The sequence below is a fragment of the Glutamicibacter sp. X7 genome (genome assembly GCF_054889245.1).
In genome coordinates this window covers 1,556,501-1,578,652 of the sequence record NZ_CM142678.1, presented here as the reverse complement: position 1 = coordinate 1,578,652, position 22,152 = coordinate 1,556,501, and the positions used below count along the sequence as shown (strand labels likewise).

Below are 22,152 nucleotides of genomic sequence, written 5' to 3'. Positions count from 1 at the left end.
AAAAACGGGTGCCCACCACAAAGGCGGGGCACCCGTCCGTGGATTAGCTCGACCACCTGCACTGATGGTCGAACTTTCTTTTAGCTTAGGCCAGCAACGCCACGATTGCATCGCCAATCTCGCTGGTGGTGCGCTGATCGGTCAATTCTTGGCGTGAAGTAATCTCCAATTCAACAGCATGCTCAACTCGCGCGGCTTCTTCGGTCAGGCCGAGGTGATCGAGCATTAATGCCGCCGAAAGGATAGCCGCGGTCGGGTCGGCTTTTTGCTGACCGGCGATATCCGGTGCCGAACCATGTACCGGTTCGAACATGGACGGGAAGGTTCGTTCCATATTGATGTTGCCACTAGCCGCCAGTCCGATACCACCGGTGATGGCTCCGGCCTGATCGGTGAGGATGTCGCCGAACAGATTGTCGGTGACGATCACGTCAAAGCGCGAGGGGTTGGTAGTCAAGAAGATCGTCGCGGCATCCACGTGCAGGTAGTCGTGGGTTACTTCCGGATACTCAGCGGCAACGGCCTCGACGGTGCGACGCCACAGGTGCCCGGCGTGAACCAGCACGTTGTGCTTATGTACCAGAGTCACGTGCTTACGTGCGCGCTTCGAGGCGCGGTCAAAAGCATCCCGTACGACTCGCTCCACTCCGTAGGCGGTGTTCACCGACACCTCGGTCGCGATCTCGTGAGCCGTGCCGGTACGGATGGCTCCGCCATTGCCGACATAGGGTCCTTCGGTGCCTTCGCGCACAACTAAGAAGTCGATCTCCCCTGGGTTGGCCAGTGGGCTTTCGATGCCGGGGTACAACTTCGAAGGTCGCAGATTCACGAAGTGATCCAAGGAGAAACGAAGCTTCAGCAACAGCTCTCGTTCGATCAGGCCGGAAGGGATGCGCGTGTCGCCTGGGGCAGCGCCCACGGCACCAAAGAGGATCGCGTCATGACCCTTGATTGCCTGAAGAGTTTCTTCGGTCAGGGTCTCCCCCGTCTCCAGCCAATGCTCCGCTCCGAGCTTGTACTCGGTGAAATCGATGCTGGTCTCACTCCCATTGGTGACAACCTGCAGCACCTTGACTGCCTCGGCAACGACTTCAGGACCAATCCCATCACCCGGGATCACTGCAACATTCACGACATTTCCCATGCCCTCAGTCTAGCGAACTACATCCAGCATTTGAGAAGGCATCTCAAATGCTGGACTAGTGTTTCCGTTGGTGACCTCACACACTCAGACCTGAGCATGAGGCGCAATTTGGCTCCGAGACGTAGGCTGGTGAAAGATTCCACCAGCAAGAGGTAGTCCACAGATTTGAATCGCTACAGCCCCCACCGCCGAATTGATCATTGGATCCGGACGCACCCCGGACGTGTTGATATCATCACCGGTTCATTGGTCACGCTCTTCTGTGTTCCCACGGGCATGGCCCTAGGATTCCAGTACCACACAACCTACGCATTTGGTCTCGCACTCATCAGCGTGGCTCAGACCGTACCCCTTATGGTTCGCCGCCGTTGGCCATGGGCCGCAACTCTGGTGATTGCGGCGGCACACATTCTGCAGCTGGGATTTGGTGGAGTGTTCCTGCCCTCCCAAATCTCCGTTCCCATCATGATCTACACCATGGCCGTTTTTGGTAAGCGCTGGCAATCTTTCGCGACCCTAGGATTAGGTATTCTCGGAGCCGTGCTGGCCACCGGGCTGATATTCTCGGCCGTGCCGCAAGGCCCGGGCCTCACCTTCGATTCACTGATCTCCTTCGTAGGACTATCGTTGGTGGTCCTCGTCTCGTGGACTTTCGGCGATCTCGCACGCACCAGACGGCTGGCCTATCAGTCACTGGCCGATCGCGCTAAACGACTCGAGCAGGAACGCCAGTACGAGCGAGACCTCGCTGCCTCCGATGAACGAAACCACATCGCACGCGAAATGCATGACATTGTGGCGCACTCACTGTCGGTGATCATCACTCAGGCCGATGGGGCGCGTTACGCGGCCGCTCAAGATCCGCAGATAGCCATAGACACTCTCAAGACCGTCTCCGATACGGGTCGCACCTCGCTTCGTGAAATGCGGCGCTTGCTCGGCGTCTTGCGCACCGATGAAGCCGCAGAGAATCGCCCCTTGCCGACTCTGAGCGATATCCCTGATTTGGTGGCCAGTTACGAAACCTCCGGCTTGTCCGTCAGTTCCTACTCCGAAGGCACGGCGCGACGCTCCCTGCCGGCTGGCGCCGAACTGACGGCCTATCGTTGCGTTCAGGAGTCGCTGACCAACGTGCTTAAGCACGCCGGTCCGAACGCTCACGCGAATGTCATCCTCAGCTGGCAATCGCGCGGACTATTGATCTCGGTCGAAGACAACGGACGGGGCGCCGGTGCCCTGACCCACGAAGGCACCGGACAAGGTCTGCGGGGCATGTGCGAACGTGTCGCCCTATACGATGGAACTGCCAGCGCCGGGCCAAAAACCGGTGGCGGATTCGCCGTGTCCGTATTTATCCCTTACTCCGAGGACTAATGCCCCATGACCACTAGCAACGAAATCAAAGTTGCGCTTGTCGACGATCAGCTCTTAGTACGCAGCGGCTTTCGCATGCTCATCAATTCACAGCAGGACATGACGGTCGTTGCCGAAGCCTCAAATGGACGTGAGGCTCTGGCCTCCACTGCACTGGGATCGGCCGATGTGATCCTCATGGATGTACGTATGCCAGAGATGGACGGTATCGAGACCACCACCCGTCTGTTGCAGGGCAAAGACCAAGAAGAGTCCCCGCGGGTGATCGTGTTAACCACCTTCGACATGGATGAGTACGCCCTGAACGCGATCCAGGCAGGTGCCAGCGGCTTCCTGCTCAAGGACGCTCCGCCCGAAGAACTGCTCGAGTCCATCCGGACCGTGAATAGAGGCGATGCGGTAATCGCTCCCTCAACCACCCGGCGATTGCTCGACCACATGGCGCCAATGTTGAAGCGCAACTCGCAGACGGACAATGAGCTCATGCAAACGGTAGAAACGCTCACACGCCGTGAACGCGAAGTCTTCGAGCTCATCGCCCTTGGCCGCTCAAATCCCGAGATTGCCGGCGACCTCTTCTTGTCTGAGGCCACGGTCAAAACGCACGTGGGTCATATCCTCGCGAAGCTCGGAGCCCGTGACCGCGTACAGGCCGTTGTCATTGCCTACCAGGCTGGTGTGGTCAATCCCTAGTTGTGGTCCGCGCAAAAAGTATCGGGTGCTCGAACCTTGGTTCGAGCACCCGATACTTTTAGGCTAAATGACTAGGCGTTCGCCTTTTCCTCTTCATAACGAGGGAACACCGGAGCTGGCGCCGGGAGCTCAGTCCCGGGCTGAAGTGCCTTGGTGTAGTTCTCGAAGGAGCGCGCCGAGCCTTCCCCCACAGCCAAGAGATCAAGCATGGCAGTGGTAGCCTGCGGCAACACTGGTTGCAGCAATAGCGCCACCTGTCGCACCACTTCAATGGTCACGTACAGCACAGTCGCCATGCGCTGCGGGTCGGTCTTCTTCAGCTTCCACGGCTCTTGCTCGGCGAAGTAGGCATTGGTGTCGCCCAAGACCTGCCAGATGCTCTCAAGACCACGGCTGAACTCCTGGCGTTCATAGGCCGCACGGTTGGAGTCCAGCAGGCCGGCAGCGGCATCCAGAATCTCTCGGTCAGCCTCGGTAAGTTCCTGCGGCGTGGGAACGACTCCCCCGCAATTCTTGGCCACCATCGACAGCGAACGCTGCGCGAGATTGCCGAAGTTGTTGGCCAAGTCGCCGTTGATGCGAGCAACAATGGTCTCGTGGTTGTAACTGCCATCGGCGCCGAAAGGCACTTCGCGCAAGAAGAAGTAGCGAATCTGGTCCAGACCATAACGGTTCGCGAACTCATCCGGGGAAACGGTATTGCCCAGAGACTTGGACATCTTGACACCGTTGTTGTGCAAGAACCCGTGGATCACGACACGGCGCGGTAGCGGAAGCTTGGCCGACATCAAGAAGGCTGGCCAGTAGATGGCATGGAACCGCGAAATATCCTTGCCGATCACGTGTACGTCCGCCGGCCAATACTTCTTGAACGACTCAGATTCCACGTCCGGGAAGCCAGCACCTGTTAAATAGTTGGTCAGCGCGTCGACCCACACGTACATAACGTGTTTTTCATTGCCGGGTACCGGAATTCCCCAGTCAAAGGTGGTGCGCGAAATCGACAGGTCATTGAGCCCGCCCTCGACGAAGCGAATAACTTCGTTGAAGCGTGAACGCGGTGCGCCGAATTCAGGGTTCTCCGCATAGAAGCTCAATAGCTTGTCCTGGTACTTCGACAGGCGGAAGAAGTAGGACTCCTCCTCCGTCCAAGTGACTTCGGTGTCGGTCTCGGTGGAGTAGCGAACCCCATCTTCGCGTACCTCGGTCTGCTCCTCGGTGTAGAACGCCTCATCACGTACCGAGTACCAGCCAGCGTACTTATCTAAGTAGATGTCACCGCTGGCTTCCATGCGGCGCCAGAGTTCCTGCGCGGCCGCGTGATGATCGGCATCGGTCGTGCGGATGAAGCGATCATAGCTAGTGCCCAGCTCATCGTTCATGGCCTGGAACGCATCCGAGTTACGCTGCGCGAGCTGAGCGGGTGTGATCCCCTCTTTCTCGGCCGTCTGCATCATCTTCTGCCCATGCTCATCGGTGCCGGTCATGAAAAAGACGTCATAACCGTCCAGTCGCTTGAATCGAGCCATGGCGTCGGTGGCGACGACTTCGTAGGCATGCCCGATATGCGGAGTGCCATTTGGGTAGGAGATCGCAGTGGTGATGTAGAAAGAGTTTTCGTCTGAGGTCACGATGTCAAATTTACCTTAGTTGTCTTCGAGTAATTCGGCTCCGGAGCTGGCCGCCTCATGTGAGACGATCAAGCTGGTTCCAGAACGAACTACGCAGAATCCTACGGATCTGCTGCTGGTCCGTCTTCCATTCTCCCAGAACTTGCGCGCAATCCTTAAGCAGCGTGCGATCGATTTCCGGCGGCAGGGTTGGTCGGTCCGCAAGGATCTCAAGAAGCTCATTCTGTGTGGTGCTTGCAAGCCATGACTCCGCCACCTTTATGCCGATTTCTTCGGCCGTAACCTCTTCGCGATGCTCGTATGCCGCGGCACCCTGATAGCCGGCTCCAGAGCTTCCACTGGAATACACGACAGCCGCTGGCTCGCTCGAATCTACGACTTGAGGTGACTTCTTTTGAGCCATTACCGCAGGAGTTGGCGACTTAGGAGCAACCGGAGAAACAGTCGGTGCCTTCGAAATTTCCGAAGCCGACTCGGCATGTTTCTGATCCCACTCGACAACCCGTGTGAAGGCACTATCTAGGACAGCGTCCGGGATCTTCTCCACCGCATCTGCAGTCAGTGCGAGGTGCTCGGCGACCGATGCTACACCCAGGCGACCTTCCGGCTTACTGACGCCGAGGATGACCACCTTCATTCCCAAGTCCTGGGCCTCCTCCACCGCCTCGGCAAGGTCATCGTCACCCGAGATCAGGTAGGCAACAGAAGCAGCGCCAGTCCTTGCTACGCCGACGAGATCCAGAGCGAGCCTAAGGTCCACTCCTTTCTGCTCGCCGTTGTAAGAGATACGGCCTAACCGCACCTTCACACCCGGTAGAAGACCAATACGCTTGTGCTGCTCGGTAAACAGACCATCCTTAGATGCGTCATACCAGTAGACCCGTAAGTTATTTAAACCCGTATTTTTCTTCACGGCCTGAACGATGCCGTTAATCAGCGTTGAGTAGTGTGTAGTAAAAGTCGAACGCAGGGTCGTACCCGATACCCGGTGCCCGCCGACAGATAGAAGGAATCCTGCATCGATAAATATTGCCGTTTGGTTCACCATGATTCGATCCTACTGAGATCAGCGGTGGCCCGAACCCCGCGCAAGGATGATTCGATGACCCGAAAGCGGATCTCTATTGAGCGATACCTTCCGCCCAGCGAGAGAATCCCCGGAATCACGCGGACAATCTCGGGAAATCAGGCAGGGTTGGCGCCGATTCGAACTGAGCTAACGATTCTATAACTCTTCATGCGGGCCGACCTGAGATTAAAAACGAGACGGTCCCATGCACGTGGCATGGAACCGTCTCGTCAATAGCGAAGAACTAGATGCTTGCGGCCTGAATCAAGGATTCTTCATCAGGCAACTGAGAATCGAAGTCCTCGATTCGTTGCCCAACACCTAGCAGTTGAGCAATAGCGGCCACCGTACGCTCGGACGCCTTGCCATCACCGTAGGGATTCACGGCGTTGGCCATTGCCTTGTAGGCGGCTTCATTGTGTAGCAATTCGGTGACCGAATCGAAAATAACGTCCTCGGCGGTGCCGATCAACCGCACGGTTCCTGCTGCGACGGCCTCGGGACGCTCGGTATTTTCGCGCATGACAAGAACCGGCTTGCCCAAGCTCGGGGCCTCTTCCTGAACTCCACCGGAATCGGTCAATACCACCGAAGAAGCATTGATGATACGCGTGAATTCACCGTAGGCGAGCGGCTCGGTGAGCGTGATGTTTGGGCGTCCTTCAATCTCCGGCAGGAGAGCTTCGCGAACTGCGGGGTTGCGGTGCAATGGAAGAATGAACTCAACATCCGGCTCCGACTTCGAAAGGCGTGCCAGTGCACGACCGATTCCACGCATCGGCTCGCCCTGATTTTCGCGACGGTGAGTCGTAACCAGAACAATGCGCTTGCCCGATTGCACCAGGGCCTCAAGCTTGTCGTCGGTGAACGGTACGCGCTTTTCCACCACGGTGAGCAAGGCATCAATCACCGAGTTACCGGTGACTACGATGTCGTCGCCCCTAAAGGTTTCGCGCATCAGGTTGGAGCGACTCAAAGACGTCGGAGCCAAATGCAAGGAGCTTATTTGGCTCGTTAGCTTACGGTTTGCCTCTTCTGGGAAGGGAGAGAAAATATCGTAGCTACGCAATCCAGCTTCCGCATGAACCACCGGGATACCCCGGTAGAAGGCGGCGATGGCGCCTGCGGTCGAAGTGGTGGTATCGCCCTGAACCAGAACGGCGTCCGGCTTCTCTTTCTCGAAAATCTCGTCGAGACCGGTGATCGTCTTGGTGAGCAGACCGTTTAGGGTCTGTCGCGGCTGAATGACATCGAGGTCGTAGTCGGGAGTGATGTCGAAAAGCTCGTTCACCTGATCGAGCATTTCGCGGTGCTGACCAGTCACGGTCACCACGCACTCGAAACCTTCGGTTTCTTTCAACGCCTTAACGATCGGCGCTACCTTAATAGCCTCGGGTCGTGTGCCATAGATCGGCATGATCTTCTTCATGAGATGCTTCCTCTCGGACGACGCCTTAGCGCCACAGACCGCGGGTATCGATAACTTCCTTACCGGCCAGAGCGGTGGCCGGCACGGTCTTGAACTGGTCGTGGTCAACCAAGAGCGTCAGGACGCTTGCGTCAGCGAGGGCAGCATCGGTAGGAGTCAAGGTCAAGTTGCTGAGACCGTCCAAGGACTTCGGCAATGCCTCGACATGCGGCTCAACGGCGAGGAACTCCACGGAAGGATTCGCCTCAGCCAGCTTGCGCGCAATCGCGATCGACGGCGACTCGCGCATATCGTCAATGTTTGCCTTGAACGCCAGCCCCAGCAGCGCGACCTTACCGTTGAACTTGTCCGACTTGGTGGCTTCTTCCACCTTGCTAATCACCCAGTTCGGCTTAGCGTCGTTAGTCTCGCGGGCTTGACGGATAATCTGCGCCTGTTCAGGAACGGCCGACACGATGAACCACGGATCCACAGCGATGCAGTGGCCGCCCACACCGGGACCCGGCTGCAGGATATTCACGCGCGGGTGACGGTTAGCCAACTCGATGAGCTCCCAAACATCGATCCCCAACTTGTCGGAAATTACGGAGAGCTCGTTCGCAAAGGCGATGTTCACGTCACGGAAGGAGTTCTCGACCAGCTTTGCCATTTCGGCAGTTACAGCATCGGTGGTCAGGATGTCAGCTTCGCAGAAGGTTGCGTACAGCGCCTTGGCCTTCTCTGCTGCTTCCGGAGTAATACCGCCAACGATGCGATCGTTGGTAACCAGTTCTTCCATTACGTAACCTGGCAGCACACGCTCCGGGCAGTGGGCGATCAAGAGGCTTTCGGAGGTCAAATCCGGGCGCTTGGCAAGCAGGTAGTCGGCGAGGTGCTGAGTTGCGCCTGGAGGGGAGGTCGACTCGAGGATAACCAGCTCGCCACCCTTGAGTTTGGGAGCGATACCGTCGGCGGCAGCCTCAATGTAGGAAAGATCGGCGGTGTAGTCCTCGTTGAACGGAGTCGGTACGGCTACGATGTATGCCTCGGCCTCCGGAGTGTCAAAGCTAGCGCTCAGAGTCCCTTCAGCTACAGCCTTGGAAACAAATTCGCCAAGGGCTGGCTCAACGAATGGCACCTCGCCCTTATTAACAGCTTCGACCGTGCGCGGCGTTACGTCGACACCTTTGACGACAATTCCCTTTGAGGCCAGGATTGCTGCGGTCGGTAGACCGATGTAGCCCAGACCGATAACGGCAACTTCTTTAATGGTGTTCACGAACGTCGCTTTCTCTCAGGTGCAAGTAACGAGATACCTTGTCAGTGATCTCAAATGGTTCTATAACGTTTAGGTTACGAAAATAACCTCTCAAACCATACATCAAACTAAGCCTCAGTTCACGGAGATTCTCCAGTTACTTGATCGTAGATATCCGCAAGTTGTCGCGCGCCAGCTTCCCATGTTCGAGTCCTCAACACACCTTGTCGGCCTCGTTGCCCCATAGCAACCAGCAGATCAGGACGGTCGAACGCCCGTTGGATAGCGAGCGCCCACGCTCTCGCGTTTTCCGGAGCGACAAGGTGACCATTGTCACCCTCAACAATCAATTCTCGTAAAGCCGGCAGATCCGAGGCCAGTACAGGCACTCCACACGCCAACGCTTCGACAGGTTTCAATGGGGTAACAGCCCGAGTTACATCAAGGTCACGACGCGGAACCACGAATAAGTCGAGCGCCGCATGATACAAGTGAGCCCGGTCTCGAGGTACCCGACCCATGAATAGGCATTTCTCTTGCAAACCAAGCTCTCGCGTAAGCTCTCGAAGATTCTCCAGCTCGGTACCATCGCCGACTACCAACAGGCGCAATGTAGGGATAGCGTCCTTCAGCAGGTCAATCGCCCGTATGACAGTATCTAAGCCTTCATAGGGAACAATGCTACTAACCGTTCCGATGTAAAAACACTGCGGATCCAGTCCCACAGCCTGCCGAGCGGCCAACTTGGATATCGGAGCGTCCAAAAATTGCTCGCCCACGCCGTTAGGGAGAATTCCAATCCTGTCTTCTGCAACACCGGCTGATATTAGGTTCAGTTTCATTTGCTCACCCAAAGTTATTACGTAGTCAGCGCTCCTTGCCATCGCTGCTTCTCGCCGAGTGAACAAGCGATAACGCTCAGACTCTTTTGCTTCTACGTTCCTTGTCGAGGCCCACGTATCTGCTAATTGCCCGCGAACCTCATAGACCCACGGAAGGCCCAATGCCCTTGCGACCACCCTCACTGCAAGAGCGTTTGTATAATCCGTCGTCGTGTGAAGAACACTAGGCCGTTGGGCCATAGCCATTTTAAGAAGTTCCTCAGCCTGCTGTTGCATCCTGTCCTCCATTGCATAGCGCGCCGGGAACGGAAGTAGTCTCCTATAGGAAATGGAATCGACCTGATCAACGTCTCTCGCGAAGATCTGCCCAATGCTCACTGGATAGTGAACACGCGTAACGGGCACCGGCCTCCAGCCTGCACTGGCCAGTCCTTGCATAAGCGAATGTGTCCGTTGAGCATACCCGCTTCCAGTATGAGGTAATGAATTAGTTGCGAAGTACAACACTGTTCGAGAACTAATTGGGTCTGACGCTGAAACGCACCCATCACCGCGCAAAACAGGTTCACTTCCAGCGAGTACTTTTTGCTCGCTCAAATAGTGACTCTTCTGACGACTAGCCTCGCCGTCGAGAGTCCGTATCGCCTCGGTCAAGTCCCCCAACTGCCACGCCAAACGTGCCGAACGGCGAGCTACCGATCTAGATGGCGGCAAATAGTCAATTATCGCTCGCGCGAGCTCCCAACGCTTGAGCGCGATGCTTATGTCCGCAAGGAGTAAACCTGGCAATAACGATGCAGCAGGTCTTGCAAGCCATCTACCGACCACGACGTCCAACGAGTCAGACTTGTCATCCAGCAAACACGCCAATGCTGCTGCCGAAATGGAAAGTTTCTGGAGCCCGACCGGCACCCTCATTGAAGGTATACGCTTGAACGTCTTTACCTTTCGAGCAACTTGCAGCGAGAAATACATTGGATCATCGCGAAAGTTATCAATCGCCAGCCGAGAAATATTGATCATATTTCGCGACAGCTGCAAAAAATGCCGATTACTTATCATGAATCCCCAGACCTGGTTCCACTAGCTTCAATAATTCGGCCAAATAACGGTCGCCCAAAGACCTAAGTGAGGCATGATCTTCTACCCATTTGCGCCCACTGTCTGAAGTCTGCGTCAAAGAACGGTCAAGGTAGAGCTGCCAAAAATAAGTGCTCAAGGCCTTTCGATTCTGCGGTACAACTGACCCTGCATTCGCAGTCGAAATAATATCAGCAGCTTCACCTTTAACTAGCCCGGTAATATGCTGATTCAGATACATTAACTCATATAACTTTGACGGGATCGTGTGATCAAAACTTTTCCAATCCGGTCGCAAGGATACAAGGCAAGTGTCTGCCCACTCATAATTATCGAGTACGCTACGGCCATATACGGACGGACGAAAATCAACTGGAACCCCTAGGTCAGAAGCAAGACTTTTCAGGGCGTTTTCCTCAGTACCCCGCCCAACGATCCGCAGTTCAACGATGTCCGACATCTCAGAGATAGTCCGGATAACCATATCGAGTCCCTGACTACGTCCAAGATTGCCGAGATACAAAACCCGCAGACGTTGCCCTGCAACTCGCTTATCCGCCAGCTCAACTTCCTTTGTGGTGTCAACCCCGTTGTATATAACTGCCGTTGTACCCGATCGATCTGCCCCAAGTTTGACGGCTAGGCCTTTAGTCGTAGTCACCAACAAATCACAACGCCGAACAAGATACCGCAATACACCACTTATTAATGGCTCCAGCCAACCGAACCGGAGAACTTGAGAGTCCTTCAGGAGATCCGGCCAGGCATCGCGTAAATCAACCACGAAAGGAACCCGCCGTATCTTGCTAACGAAGAATCCAATGGCAAGGGTTGGTATGGCCGGGACTGTTGCAATCACCACTTCTGGCACAGGAGCTCGAAGTGCGGTCGGAAGGCTGCGGGCCGCATCAATAATATGCTTGAGCAACTTACCGACTAAGGTCCGGCTTGGCCTGACCGCTGGATAATTGCAAATGTCCACCCCGCATAACGGGGAGCTCACAGTCAGTTCAGCCTCTGCCGTTTCGTCTAATGGGCGCGGGGCGACCACAGTCACAGAATGTCCACGCTCTACAAACAAATTAGTAAAGGCAGACCACCTGCGTTGGGGCGGCGACAATTCCGGCCAGAACGAATGGGTCAACAGCATAATCCGCACCCGTTAACCACCCCCCAAGACTCGACCAACTTCACAGGTCGGTCAACACGTCAGAAAAATATGTGCTGATCATTTCTACCAAACCACTGAATTGTACCAGTTGCCAAAAGGTCGGCGTCGCTTAAATTCCAAGTGTGGGCAGCCCCATCCTTGGAGCGCATCTGCACGAAATTAAAGCGATCAGCGGAGTATATTAGCCCCCCACCATCAGCGACATCGCGCAGAAACTGTGTATCTTCACCTCTATTGCGCGCTCGGAACGGATTATTCCTAAAGACTTCCGCATGACCGAGGATAGTGGGACCCATCACAAGATCAGTAAATCGGTGCTCCCGTTCGCCAAAGCGAAGCAAAGTTGCATCAGAGGAACCGAGGTACATGTAGTGAGCTTGCTTTCCCACTATCGATGCACCACTGTACTTTAAAGCAGAAACTTGGTCGAATAAGTACAGCTCACCGTACAAGTCGTCATCATCCATTTTCGCAATAAAATCGCCATCACACGCTGATACGGCCAAATTGAGACAGTCGCCCAAAGTGGCCGATTCTCCAGCGCTAAAAACAACGAAATCATCCAAATCATAGCCGCGGGCGATTCTGTGCACATCTTCGAAGTCAATATCCATTTTGTGCAGCACTAGAACTAGCTGGACGTCTACATTCAGCTGCTTACTCGCAGTCGCGATAATGTGTTCAATCTGCCCAGGCCTAATCGTAGAAACTACAACGCTAATCCGAGCTCGTGATGGCATGGCCTCTCTTGACACACAGACCGATTCGACCATACCTATTTTCTCCAGCACCTCTAGAGCACGGTGCGAATATGTATGCTCGGACCAGATGCGCCTCTGACCCAGATGGACCGTTCGATCTCGAAGCTCGCTACTGCGAATCAGACTACGAATTGAGCTACGGGCCGTATCTAAGTCTGAAACTTCGATCACTTCATTAGCCGAGAAGAATTCTTCAATCGCCCGGCTCGGCGTCGAGACGACAGCCGCCCCGGATGCGGTGATCTCAAATATGCGTCTGGCACACATACTCGGCGAGTCAACAACAGAATTGACATTTAGAAAGACGCTGTAACCCTTGTAGGCTGAGAGCATTCTCTCGTAAGGTAGCGAACCTACCACATAAGAGTCGTACGGAGCAGGAAACTGATACTTAGCGTCACCCCCATACTGCCGCGAATAGATATCAAAGCTATATCTATATTTCTCGGCTAGAGAGGCTGCAGCAGCAAGAACAACGTCCATCTGCGCGCGACGCTCGGGGAACTTATGTGAAAAGTACATGCCGGCAAAGGCTACGTCTTTCCGTCCCTGAACCACTCTGCGCACGGGATTATGGAACGCTGGTTGAGCAGCAAAGCTTAGGCTGGCTACGTTATCGTGCCCAAGAGCGGATTTATATCTCGGGATCATCTCCGAATCGGAGGTGAAGACGAAGTCGAAAAGCTTGGCAGTCTCTAAAAAGTCCTCGAAATGCGGCGGGTCTTCCTTATTCCAGAACACCGTTGGAATTCCGCGTGATCGCATTTCCGAAACCAGCTCGACCAACGCAGGGCGAGGCGCACTTGGACCAGTTAAATGAAACTGCCAAACACTAGAATTGCCAGCCCAAGCCGACTCAACAAAAAGGAAATCAACGCGGGCTTCGTCTATCTCTTTACGCCAGTTAGAGGGCGTAATATAGATACACTCCCATTCGGGCCCCCACGCCTTAATGCTGAAATCGTCTAGAATCACCGCGACGCGAACATTAAAGACCTTATCTTTCTTATGCTGAAAGGATGCTGCTGGCAACGACAAGCCGGTTCGCGCTTCAATTTTGTCATTCGCACCCGTTGAATACTGGTTCGTACGATTTAGATACTTCTCACGACGTCGCCATTCAACGACTTGCTGAAAACCTCCATGGCGCAGGTGCCATACAGCCTTGCGCAGATTCGAAAAATTAATACTCATATCTGAGCATCACGTCCTTGAAAATTTTCTCGCTGAAGTTTTCAGTTCCGAGATTTTGCCGATCGGTCATTGGGCAACAGCCGACATAATTAATTGAGTCAAGTACTCCCTGGGCGGTGCAACATGCCCTTCCCCGAAACTCTCAATGACATACTTGAACCTGCTCCCGTTATGCCGACGCATGAAAGGAGTCCAATGACTTTCAACGTGCGTTAGATCTTGATCATTCTGTACGTAAATTACTGTATTACGCACATCATTGTCGTAGTGATCTACAAGATCCCAAACTATAGAAATAGAATTATCAATGGAGCTGCCATCAAATTCGGAATTCCATGCGGTGCGCAGATAGTTATCAACAGCCAGTTGGTTATACTCGGCAATTGAAGTCTGTGGGTTCACGGGAATAGCGATAGATTCAGGTATCTGAGACGAGTAAAAGAGACTGGCAAACCCGCCTCCGGACGCTCCAAAAAAGATGGTACGGCTCACTTCGCGCGAAAAACGTCGGAATATCGCGCTTAATACGAACTGCAAATCCGGCTGCAGGAGACTACCTGCATACCAGGCGAGCTTCAAGCTCGAATAGGCGTTAAGGGTAGGGTCTGATACGAACAATCGGTTCGCCTTAACCTCTTTCACCAGATTCCTGCCTAGGAAAACCGGAAGATTCTGCACTTTGGGACCGAGAGCAGCGTGAAACAAAACTATAGTAACATCCGCGCCTAGATCCTCGTAGTGAAAATCTATTGGAACGGCATTATGCTCAACCGTAAATCGTCCTTTTGGAAGACTTGGCGCGTTGAGTAGGGAAGACAGAGACTCAAATCGAGTCTCTGTAGCGGGTTCGAGTCTAATCGGCATTCGAGTATCCTAGTTGAGGCTTTTTGATCCATTTAGCAAATTGGCGACGTCAACCCAAGTCAGCTGAAGAACTCCGTCAGGTCAGGGTCTTTCCACGTGCTTTTCTCATAAAAACCAACTAGCTCACGAATAATCGATTTGGCTTCGTCTCGTTCATTTTCGGGGACGCGATCCAGCTTTTGGACGTACCAGCCTTTTACAAACGCCTCAAGTCGCCGAGAGTTGTAATGTTCAAGCAGGCCGACTTCCTTCAGCCACGCAGCTCGATCTTGCTCCAAAGGGAGATACTTGCGGTAGAATTTCGGACCGATTGTGTTCACGGTCGAATTAGACACCGCAGCGTAGTAAATATGAATGGGTGCATTGAGTACACCAATTCGGCTTGCGTAGTGGACCATTTGCTGAAAAAAGTAGGAGTCTTGTCCCACGGCTCCGACGGGTTGATAGATCCCGAGCGAACGAAGCCACGAGGTAGATGCCACGAGCGCTTGGATACTCATCGGGGTGAAGTTTATCTTTCGCAGGATGTCGTCGGGAACCATGTACAACCCGCTGGTCTCCGTTGGCAGGAGATGCTTGCGCAAGATCCGACAATTATTAATCAATTTGCGGCGGTCCGAATTTCTTACCATGTTACCGATTGCAAACTCAGCACCGGTGGAGCGCGCCAAATCCAATAAGCGAGCGAAACCATCCGAAGTCGCTTCATTATCGGGATCAAGATAGGTTATCCAAGGGGCCGATGCCATCTCTAGACCTTGGTTACGGGGTCTTGAAGCGCTACCGGAACCACCTACGGGGTTCAAATGGACAACTACGTTATCGAATTGACGCCCCAATTCTAGTACAGTGGCACGGGTGTCCGAGTCAGTTGACCCATCATCTATCAAAAGCACTTCCATATCAGCGAAAATGCTGCTACGCCGGAGTGACTCGAAGCACTTAAAGCGCAAGTGGCTTCCGTTGTTGTACACGGGAACAACAACACTAAGTTTATAATCGCGCCGGTGCGACTGCACCTCGATCGACGAAGCAGCGACCTCTTCAATTTCAAAGTCGTCGATTACGTAGGCATGTGAAGACGCCTGATTCGAATTTTCGCCCAGCCAAGTCAGACTGTAACCGGCAGGTCCAGAACTTTGCGAATAGTCATGTTGCTTATTCAAAGGAACAGAAGAGTCCGCCTTGCGGACCGTGCGAGAATCGACGAACTTAGTGGCATTCACTAGATCTTGAACATAGTTCCGGCCGTACGACAGTCCAGAATCAACATCAACAACAGCCGAAGCACCGGCTTGCTTTGCTTCCTCAATCGAGCTGAACACATTCAAAGAAGCTTCGGTAATCTGCTTCGACACGAATTCCTCGACATGTCGAGGTTGATCGCCGACTACTGCAATCTCGTGAGCCGGCCGGTTAGATGAGATCCCTACTACATCTAACATGTGACCAATTCGGTCGAAGTTGACGTGGTCGCGGTAGACATTCCGAAGGCCACGCATCTGCGTGTAATAGAGTGACCTCTCGTCGAAGCTTGTCAGAAACTCAACTACGTCAGAAGCGGCCTCTGGAATGAATACGTTTGGGAATTGATCATTAACTCCCGCATTATAATTTGAAATTACTGCGCACCCCATAGCCTGGAGCTCGACAACACGATTGGCGTACATCGACGAACTATCGACCACGGAATTAAGATTAATAACAAAATCACTGTGTCGATGCATGTTCAAAAGAAAATCATGCGGCACTGCGTCTTCGACATACGGCAAATACTGCTCTGGGTAAGAGTATCGAGGATTTCCCAGTTTCGAATTTCGATCGATAATTCGCAGGGTTCGGCCTGCATCGATTACACCATCGAATATCACCTCAGCGGCTAGGCGGCGCTCCTGATACTTATGATTATGCCATGATCCTGCGAACACAATGTCATCAATGCGGAATGAACGTGATCCCACAGGATTGTGGTGCTTGAAATCGACGCTAAAGGGAATTACGCTAACTTCTTTCGCGCCAGGGCATGAGGCTTTATACTTCTCGATCATCTCTACTGCAGAAGTAAAAATATAGTCGCAGTGCTCAGCAAGGCTCAAGAAAGTCGAATAATTAGGTGGATCTTCTTTTGAATAGAAGGCAGTAGGTATTCCCTGTGCCTTAAAATAGGGTATAACGTTATCTTCGATCAGCTTTCGCTTGGCTGACTTCTTTTGGGCTGCCTTGTCCCATTCGAGTGCTAGCCCGCGCCATGTTGAAGTTACTAACAACAAATCCGCTGACTGAGCGACTTCTTTATAGTTTGTAGGAGTAAGCGGAATTAAATTTCCAGCGCTCTCAAAGCTTTTGAACAAAAATTCATCAGCAATGATGGCGATTCTGGTCTGATTTTTAGGATACCAAAGCTGATTGGAGGTGGCGGACGGCCCGACCTTTTCAGAATAGAGTGATCTCGCGTCTGGCCTAAGCGACTGAAAATATGATTGACGCTGAACTCTATCCTCCGCCGAAGGAGCGGGAAGCAAAAAGGGGTGCTTACCGCGAAGGGCATCGAAGTGATACCGAGATTCAAAGAACTTTTTACGGTCAACTGAGTCATCGGGCTTAGCAGACAGCTCTGCGATTCTGCGTCGTAGAGTGCTCTTTCGCTTATTCAGACTATTCTTATCCACTTACTTACCCTTCTTCTTACTCTTGAGCTTCCAGTAGCCGAGCTGGATTTTCCCTAATTTAGATGAGCTTAAAGCCTCATAGCGTCGGAGCAAGTCGTTAGTTTCAAATTCTTGACTAGGCGACTTGGCTTTCTTGCCTTTACTAGTTGTGGCGACAGGCTTCTCACCACCACGCAGCTTCTCGATCTCTTCATCGCGGGATGCGAGAATGGTGAGAATCTTACTTTCTTTCTGATAGGCGGCCACCAGCTCAGATTTGAGCTCGTCTAGTTGCTCGTGCAACTCGCAAACTATTTTTGCATGATTCGCGATAATACTTTTATCGTCAGTATTCATGGTCTATCCTTCCCGCATTATTATTGGGTGATTTCCTCGTTAATTGCGCTAATTGTCGCTTCTTTATTCATTGGATTATGCCCAGATTCTTCATCATAATAATGATTGATCCGCAAAGACGAATGATTTGAAACGTACCGAATGTTTGTGAGTAGCGCATGAAGATGTATTGCAACATCAGCTCTACTCGCTGAATTTACGTAGTATTGAATTTTTGGCACGTAGGATCTCGACTTCATGAACCGGCCGACGTCGGTAACTATGTTCGAGTCATTCCGAATTTGCGAGAGAGTGGCTCCCTGAAAGCACGACTCGCGCACTCGATCAACCACTGACTTGTAGTATCGAGTCCAATCTACTTGCGGATTGTTCACGATGGCTGTGCTGCCTTTATCCAATGAGGCCATCGAAAGTGCTTGAAATCCGCCGGCAGAGCTCCCGAAATAAATTCGTCGTCTTGAGTCCTTCATTCCAAGGTAGTCTGAGATCGCTACTGCCAACGAATGCTGCTCATAGAGATACCGACCACCATCCCCTTGTGCCCACCCGATGCTCATTTCAGGGTCGTCCACAAGTGTCCTATCCGCAATGTTTATGCACGATCCATTGATCTCATCAGTCCAGCTGGAACGTTGTAGTATCGGTCCCGGTGCCTTGGACCGGTTCACTGCTCCGTTAAGCAGAAAAACAACTTTGGTTGCTTCAGGTTTAAAGTGGATCCTGACTCGCCACATTTTTCCCGCATGCAAGATATCTCCCGACACTTTTCGCTCTGCTTGAAGGTCCGAGCCGAATAATTCTTGAATAGCTGCAAACACGTCTGTGTGATCTGATTCCATCTCGGCTCTATTCTTCAGAATTCTCAATTGTCAGGTACGGATTATCCGTTCTAATTTTAGCGCCAGGCCTTGCCTGCCAAGAATCCAGTTGGATCTCAGTCCTACTGGCGGTGGCCCACGAGTTTGATGCACAATTTTTTAGCACCTCTAGCTCAATGACGATTTCATCGCCCTCTTTGAGAAAAGGTACATTAAGCACAAAAGGCTCGGACCAGTTTGCGATATCGTCGTGAGCTAGTAGTGTCCCGTTGCGGTTCACGTTTAAGCGGATATAACCTCGACCTCTAGGATTGTCGTATTTATTAAATAGACTCAGAGATAATCCTGTGTCACCGGTAATCACATATCTTTTAAGGAACTTTGTGCCCTTTAGGAGATACTTGACGGGTACTTGAAGTTCAGATTTGTCTTGTTCGTATTTTATCAGGTTAGAATTCGAGTTAACATGCGTATCGAGATAGTCAAAATTTGCGCTTTTCGCTTCTTTTGCAGAAACAGCTGATGGGCGCAAAGATTGCTCATAAAGGTTGTTCGTATCATTGACGCCATAAAAGTTCAATGCTGGCTCGGTTGTATTTATGAGATCAGTAAAGAACCTATTGTTGTTCTTAAAATCATCGCTGACGGAAATCGCTATATCAATGAGTGAACGAACATTGAAGGGAATAAAGGTATCGAAAGCGACGTCCGTTTCATTGAAAACCTCAGCCACCCATCGTCCCATCCGAATTTCCCAATAGTAGGCATCGAGTGCGGAGTAATCTTCATGAATCTGGCCATAATCTAGTCGTTCGACTGCTGCATTCGTCTCATCGATGGCACGGTCGAGTTCACCGGCGATTACGCGTTGCGTCCGGCTCGCAGTCAGCGACTTAGTTATCAGAGTAAACAGGCCGTCATACGGCGCATTTGGGTTGTAGTGCCGCGCGTAGTAGTTACGTGCTGTCTCAAGAAGATTTGCGCGTAAATGCATCCTCGAAATCGGAGAAATTTCCTTCATGTACAAGTCAAGGATCCATCTGCCGTGCTGACCAGCAGAATTAAGATCCATGGTGCTCAGTTCGGCGGGAGTATATGCCCGTTCGTTGCGTTTATGAAGTAAGGTGTGTTTCGAGGGGAATGTGGCAAGTATCTGCTCGACGATCACCCTGTCTTTGTCGAGCGATTTGCTCCACGCTGTGCCGGCCGTCGCGCTGGTTGTATATGTAAATGTATTGAGCTCGCTCCTTATGGATTTTGCCAATGCGTATGACACGCGACTGTCCAACCCGCCGGTAAGCGACATAGCAAGGGGATGCAAATTGGCGTATCCCTCGATCAAGGATCGCCATGTGGAGCTGAAAATTCTGAGTTTCTCTCCATAGGGAATCGACTTAAATCTGTTCGGTTCACTCAAGAAGAATCGAACTTGTTTACCACTCTCCAAATCGTAGTAATGATTAGGTATGAGTGCTTCGACGTCTTGAATATCAGTTTTGTCCCAAGCCAGGGCTAATGGAAGCTTCCCTAGCAAACATTCGCTCTTGGAACGTCTGTTCAGTTGAGTATGCATTGATAAGTGCGAGGAAACTATTCTCTTATTCTTATCAACATATACTGTCCGCATTCCATGCGCGTCATTATACACTCGAGTGCTTGATCGACTAGCGATTATTAATGCATAACGTCCAGAAAGATTATATAGAAACTCATGGAGATCATTGAGGTCTTCATTTGATCCGATAATACGGTCCAGAATATCTTGCGAATCAAATATAGGTTTCTGATCGATGGGGACATATCCAACATGTCCTACTAGAAAAAATCCGAAATCCTCTGTCAATCGAACAGCGACTTCTGCAGAAGCGTGATGAGCAAACATTCCGAAAGGAGTGGTATGCCTAGTGAAATGGCCGAATATCTCCGGCAGGACTTCATTCGCAGATGAGAATATAAAGCCCCGAGGGTAAAGCTCGATGTCAGTATTAGAAGCGGATTCTCTATCTATAGTCACAATACAGTCTCCACATCCAGCAGATGGCTTCGAGCCGCGTCCAAGCGTTGTTCGGCGAGTTGATACACACGATCATGTTATCAAATGACCTGCTAATCGCTCCCGGCCAAGAATGGGTAGCAAGCAAATTGCGCAGGTGCCTCGCAGTTGCAGCATATTATGACGGCAACAATTGCGAAGCACCTGCGCATTGGGACTACTAATCAGCCAAATTCACTTCGCGAGCCAAGCTCGCGCCAATCGCTGCGCCCACAACATCGAGCACGCCGTGAGGTAGAGCGCTATCGATGCTGATGACTGCCAGTGCCTCGGACTTCTTCTCATCCCGCGACACCTGCATACCTGCGATATTCACGCCCTGCTCCCCCAGGACGTTGCCGAGGCTACCGACCACGCCTGGTCGATCTGAATAACGCACGATGATCATGTGGTCAGTAATCGGAATTTCGATCTCATGCCCGTTCACGCCGACCAGCTTTTCGATCTGCTTAGGACCGGTCAGGGTGCCTGAAACTGCCAGCTGGGTACCCTCGTTGGTGGAGCCCTTAATCGTGAGCTGGTTACGGTACTCCGGCGAGTCAGAAGTCGTCACCAGTCGAGTGGCGACGCCACGCTGCTCCGCTAACACTGGCGCGTTGACGTAGGAGACCTGGTCGGACACTACGTCCATGAAGGCACCCTTCAAGGCGGAGAGTTCCAGCGCCTTGACGTCGAGTTCCGCAATTTCGCCGGCAACGACTACATCGATGCTGGTAAGCGACCCGGTGGACAGTGCATTGAAGATTCGTCCCAGCTTCTCGATGAGCGGGATGCCCGGACGAACGTTCTCGTCGATGACGCCACCAGCCACGTTTACGGCATCGGGAACAAGTTCACCAGCCAGGGCCAAACGAACAGATTTTGCAACCGATACGCCGGCCTTCTCCTGTGCTTCTTCAGTCGAAGCACCGAGGTGCGGGGTTACGGTGACATTCTCGAATTCGAAGAACGGTAGGTCCGTGCTCGGTTCCTTCACGAATACGTCGATGCCAGCACCGGCAATATCTTCGTTCTTCAGTGCCTCGTACAGTGCATCTTCGTCGACCAGACCACCGCGGGCGACGTTGATGACGAAGGCACTCTTCTTCATCTTGGTGAAAGCGTCTTTGCCGAGCATGCCAATAGTCTCAGGGGTCTTTGGCATGTGGATGGAAATGAAGTCGGCTTGCTCGAGGAGTTCGTCAAGCGTCACTAGGGTGACACCCAGCTGGGCGGCGCGCGCCGGAGTCACGTAAGGGTCGTAGGCGATAATATCCATGCCAAAGCCCTGAAGTCGGGCAGCAACAAGGGCACCAATGCGGCCAAGGCCAATGATGCCGGCCTTCTTTTCGTAAAGCTCTACGCCAGTAAATGCGCTACGCTTCCAGGCTCCGCCCTTGAGCGATTCGTTGGCGGCCGGGATCCGGCGTGCCAGTGAGAGCACGTGGCCGACGGTAAGCTCGGCCGCCGAAATGATGTTCGAGGTCGGCGCGTTCACAACCATGACGCCGGCCTGGGTGGCTGCTTTGATATCAACGTTGTCCAGGCCAACGCCGGCGCGGGCAATCACCTTGAGGTTTTTAGCGGCTGCAATGGCTTCGGCATCCACCTGGGTGGCCGAGCGCACCAGAATGGCATCTACATCGGCAATGGCGGACAGTAGTTGCTCTCGGTCGGCACCGTTGGTTTCACGGATTTCGAAATCGGGTCCCAGCGCGGCGATAGTTGCCGGCGAAAGCTGTTCGGCCAGAAGAACGATTGGCTTGTTATCAGACACGAGTGAGGCACCTTTTCAGTGAGAGAGGTCA

The 22,152-nt window shown here is 52.7% G+C and carries 16 protein-coding genes; 2 read left to right on the top strand and 14 right to left on the bottom strand.

Annotated features, from left to right (window positions below; all coding sequences use genetic code 11):
- Nucleotides 1-85 precede the first annotated feature (85 nt).
- Nucleotides 86-1,144, bottom strand: a complete 1,059-nt coding sequence (locus tag ACYU0X_RS07665) for a 3-isopropylmalate dehydrogenase (protein WP_461902644.1) — start codon at nucleotides 1,142-1,144, stop codon at nucleotides 86-88.
- Nucleotides 1,145-1,309: 165 nt separating this feature from the next.
- Here ACYU0X_RS07665 and ACYU0X_RS07660 point away from each other — a divergent pair, with 165 nt between their 5' ends.
- Together ACYU0X_RS07660 and ACYU0X_RS07655 are read left to right on the top strand one after the other, a co-directional pair.
- The gene (locus tag ACYU0X_RS07660; RefSeq protein ID WP_461902643.1) at nucleotides 1,310-2,518 is read left to right on the top strand and encodes a sensor histidine kinase; all 1,209 of its coding nucleotides are present in this window, start codon (nucleotides 1,310-1,312) and stop codon (nucleotides 2,516-2,518) included.
- A gap of 6 nt (nucleotides 2,519-2,524) precedes the next feature.
- A complete protein-coding gene (locus ACYU0X_RS07655; RefSeq protein ID WP_461902642.1) occupies nucleotides 2,525-3,211 on the top strand; it encodes a response regulator in 687 nt (228 codons plus the stop codon).
- A gap of 71 nt (nucleotides 3,212-3,282) precedes the next feature.
- Here ACYU0X_RS07655 and metG read toward each other — a convergent pair whose 3' ends face one another.
- From metG to serA, 13 genes are all read right to left on the bottom strand, one after another.
- Nucleotides 3,283-4,842, bottom strand: a complete 1,560-nt coding sequence (gene metG, locus ACYU0X_RS07650; protein WP_461902641.1) for a methionine--tRNA ligase — start codon at nucleotides 4,840-4,842, stop codon at nucleotides 3,283-3,285.
- Between the two features lie 55 nt (nucleotides 4,843-4,897).
- Entirely contained in the window at nucleotides 4,898-5,890 is a 993-nt protein-coding gene (locus tag ACYU0X_RS07645) for an NYN domain-containing protein (protein ID WP_309407504.1), read from the bottom strand.
- A 265-nt stretch (nucleotides 5,891-6,155) separates the two neighbouring features.
- Nucleotides 6,156-7,340 carry a non-hydrolyzing UDP-N-acetylglucosamine 2-epimerase gene (wecB, locus tag ACYU0X_RS07640; RefSeq protein WP_461902640.1) on the bottom strand — a complete coding sequence of 395 codons (1,185 nt, stop codon included), beginning with the start codon at nucleotides 7,338-7,340 and terminating at the stop codon, nucleotides 6,156-6,158.
- Nucleotides 7,341-7,365: 25 nt separating this feature from the next.
- Entirely contained in the window at nucleotides 7,366-8,598 is a 1,233-nt protein-coding gene (wecC, locus tag ACYU0X_RS07635; RefSeq protein WP_461902639.1) for a UDP-N-acetyl-D-mannosamine dehydrogenase, read from the bottom strand.
- A gap of 119 nt (nucleotides 8,599-8,717) precedes the next feature.
- Nucleotides 8,718-10,442 (bottom strand): glycosyltransferase family 4 protein, encoded by a 1,725-nt coding sequence (locus ACYU0X_RS07630; protein ID WP_461902638.1) that lies wholly within the window; start codon nucleotides 10,440-10,442, stop codon nucleotides 8,718-8,720.
- Between the two features lie 28 nt (nucleotides 10,443-10,470).
- Nucleotides 10,471-11,649 (bottom strand): glycosyltransferase family 4 protein, encoded by a 1,179-nt coding sequence (locus ACYU0X_RS07625; RefSeq protein WP_461902637.1) that lies wholly within the window; start codon nucleotides 11,647-11,649, stop codon nucleotides 10,471-10,473.
- Nucleotides 11,650-11,708: 59 nt separating this feature from the next.
- Complete coding sequence (locus ACYU0X_RS07620) at nucleotides 11,709-13,625, bottom strand: glycosyltransferase family protein (protein ID WP_461902636.1); 1,917 nt, start codon at nucleotides 13,623-13,625, stop codon at nucleotides 11,709-11,711.
- Nucleotides 13,626-13,691: 66 nt separating this feature from the next.
- A complete protein-coding gene (locus tag ACYU0X_RS07615; RefSeq protein ID WP_461902635.1) occupies nucleotides 13,692-14,489 on the bottom strand; it encodes a hypothetical protein in 798 nt (265 codons plus the stop codon).
- A gap of 59 nt (nucleotides 14,490-14,548) precedes the next feature.
- Nucleotides 14,549-17,158, bottom strand: a complete 2,610-nt coding sequence (locus ACYU0X_RS07610) for a glycosyltransferase (RefSeq protein WP_461902634.1) — start codon at nucleotides 17,156-17,158, stop codon at nucleotides 14,549-14,551.
- Nucleotides 17,159-17,494: a hypothetical protein gene (locus ACYU0X_RS07605; protein WP_461902633.1), complete on the bottom strand. Its 336-nt coding sequence runs from the start codon at nucleotides 17,492-17,494 to the stop codon at nucleotides 17,159-17,161.
- A gap of 20 nt (nucleotides 17,495-17,514) precedes the next feature.
- A complete protein-coding gene (locus ACYU0X_RS07600; RefSeq protein ID WP_461902632.1) occupies nucleotides 17,515-18,333 on the bottom strand; it encodes a hypothetical protein in 819 nt (272 codons plus the stop codon).
- Between the two features lie 7 nt (nucleotides 18,334-18,340).
- Nucleotides 18,341-20,326, bottom strand: a complete 1,986-nt coding sequence (locus tag ACYU0X_RS07595) for a hypothetical protein (protein ID WP_461902631.1) — start codon at nucleotides 20,324-20,326, stop codon at nucleotides 18,341-18,343.
- Nucleotides 20,327-20,525: 199 nt separating this feature from the next.
- A complete protein-coding gene (gene serA / locus ACYU0X_RS07590; RefSeq protein WP_461902630.1) occupies nucleotides 20,526-22,121 on the bottom strand; it encodes a phosphoglycerate dehydrogenase in 1,596 nt (531 codons plus the stop codon).
- Between the last annotated feature and the right edge of the window lie 31 nt (nucleotides 22,122-22,152).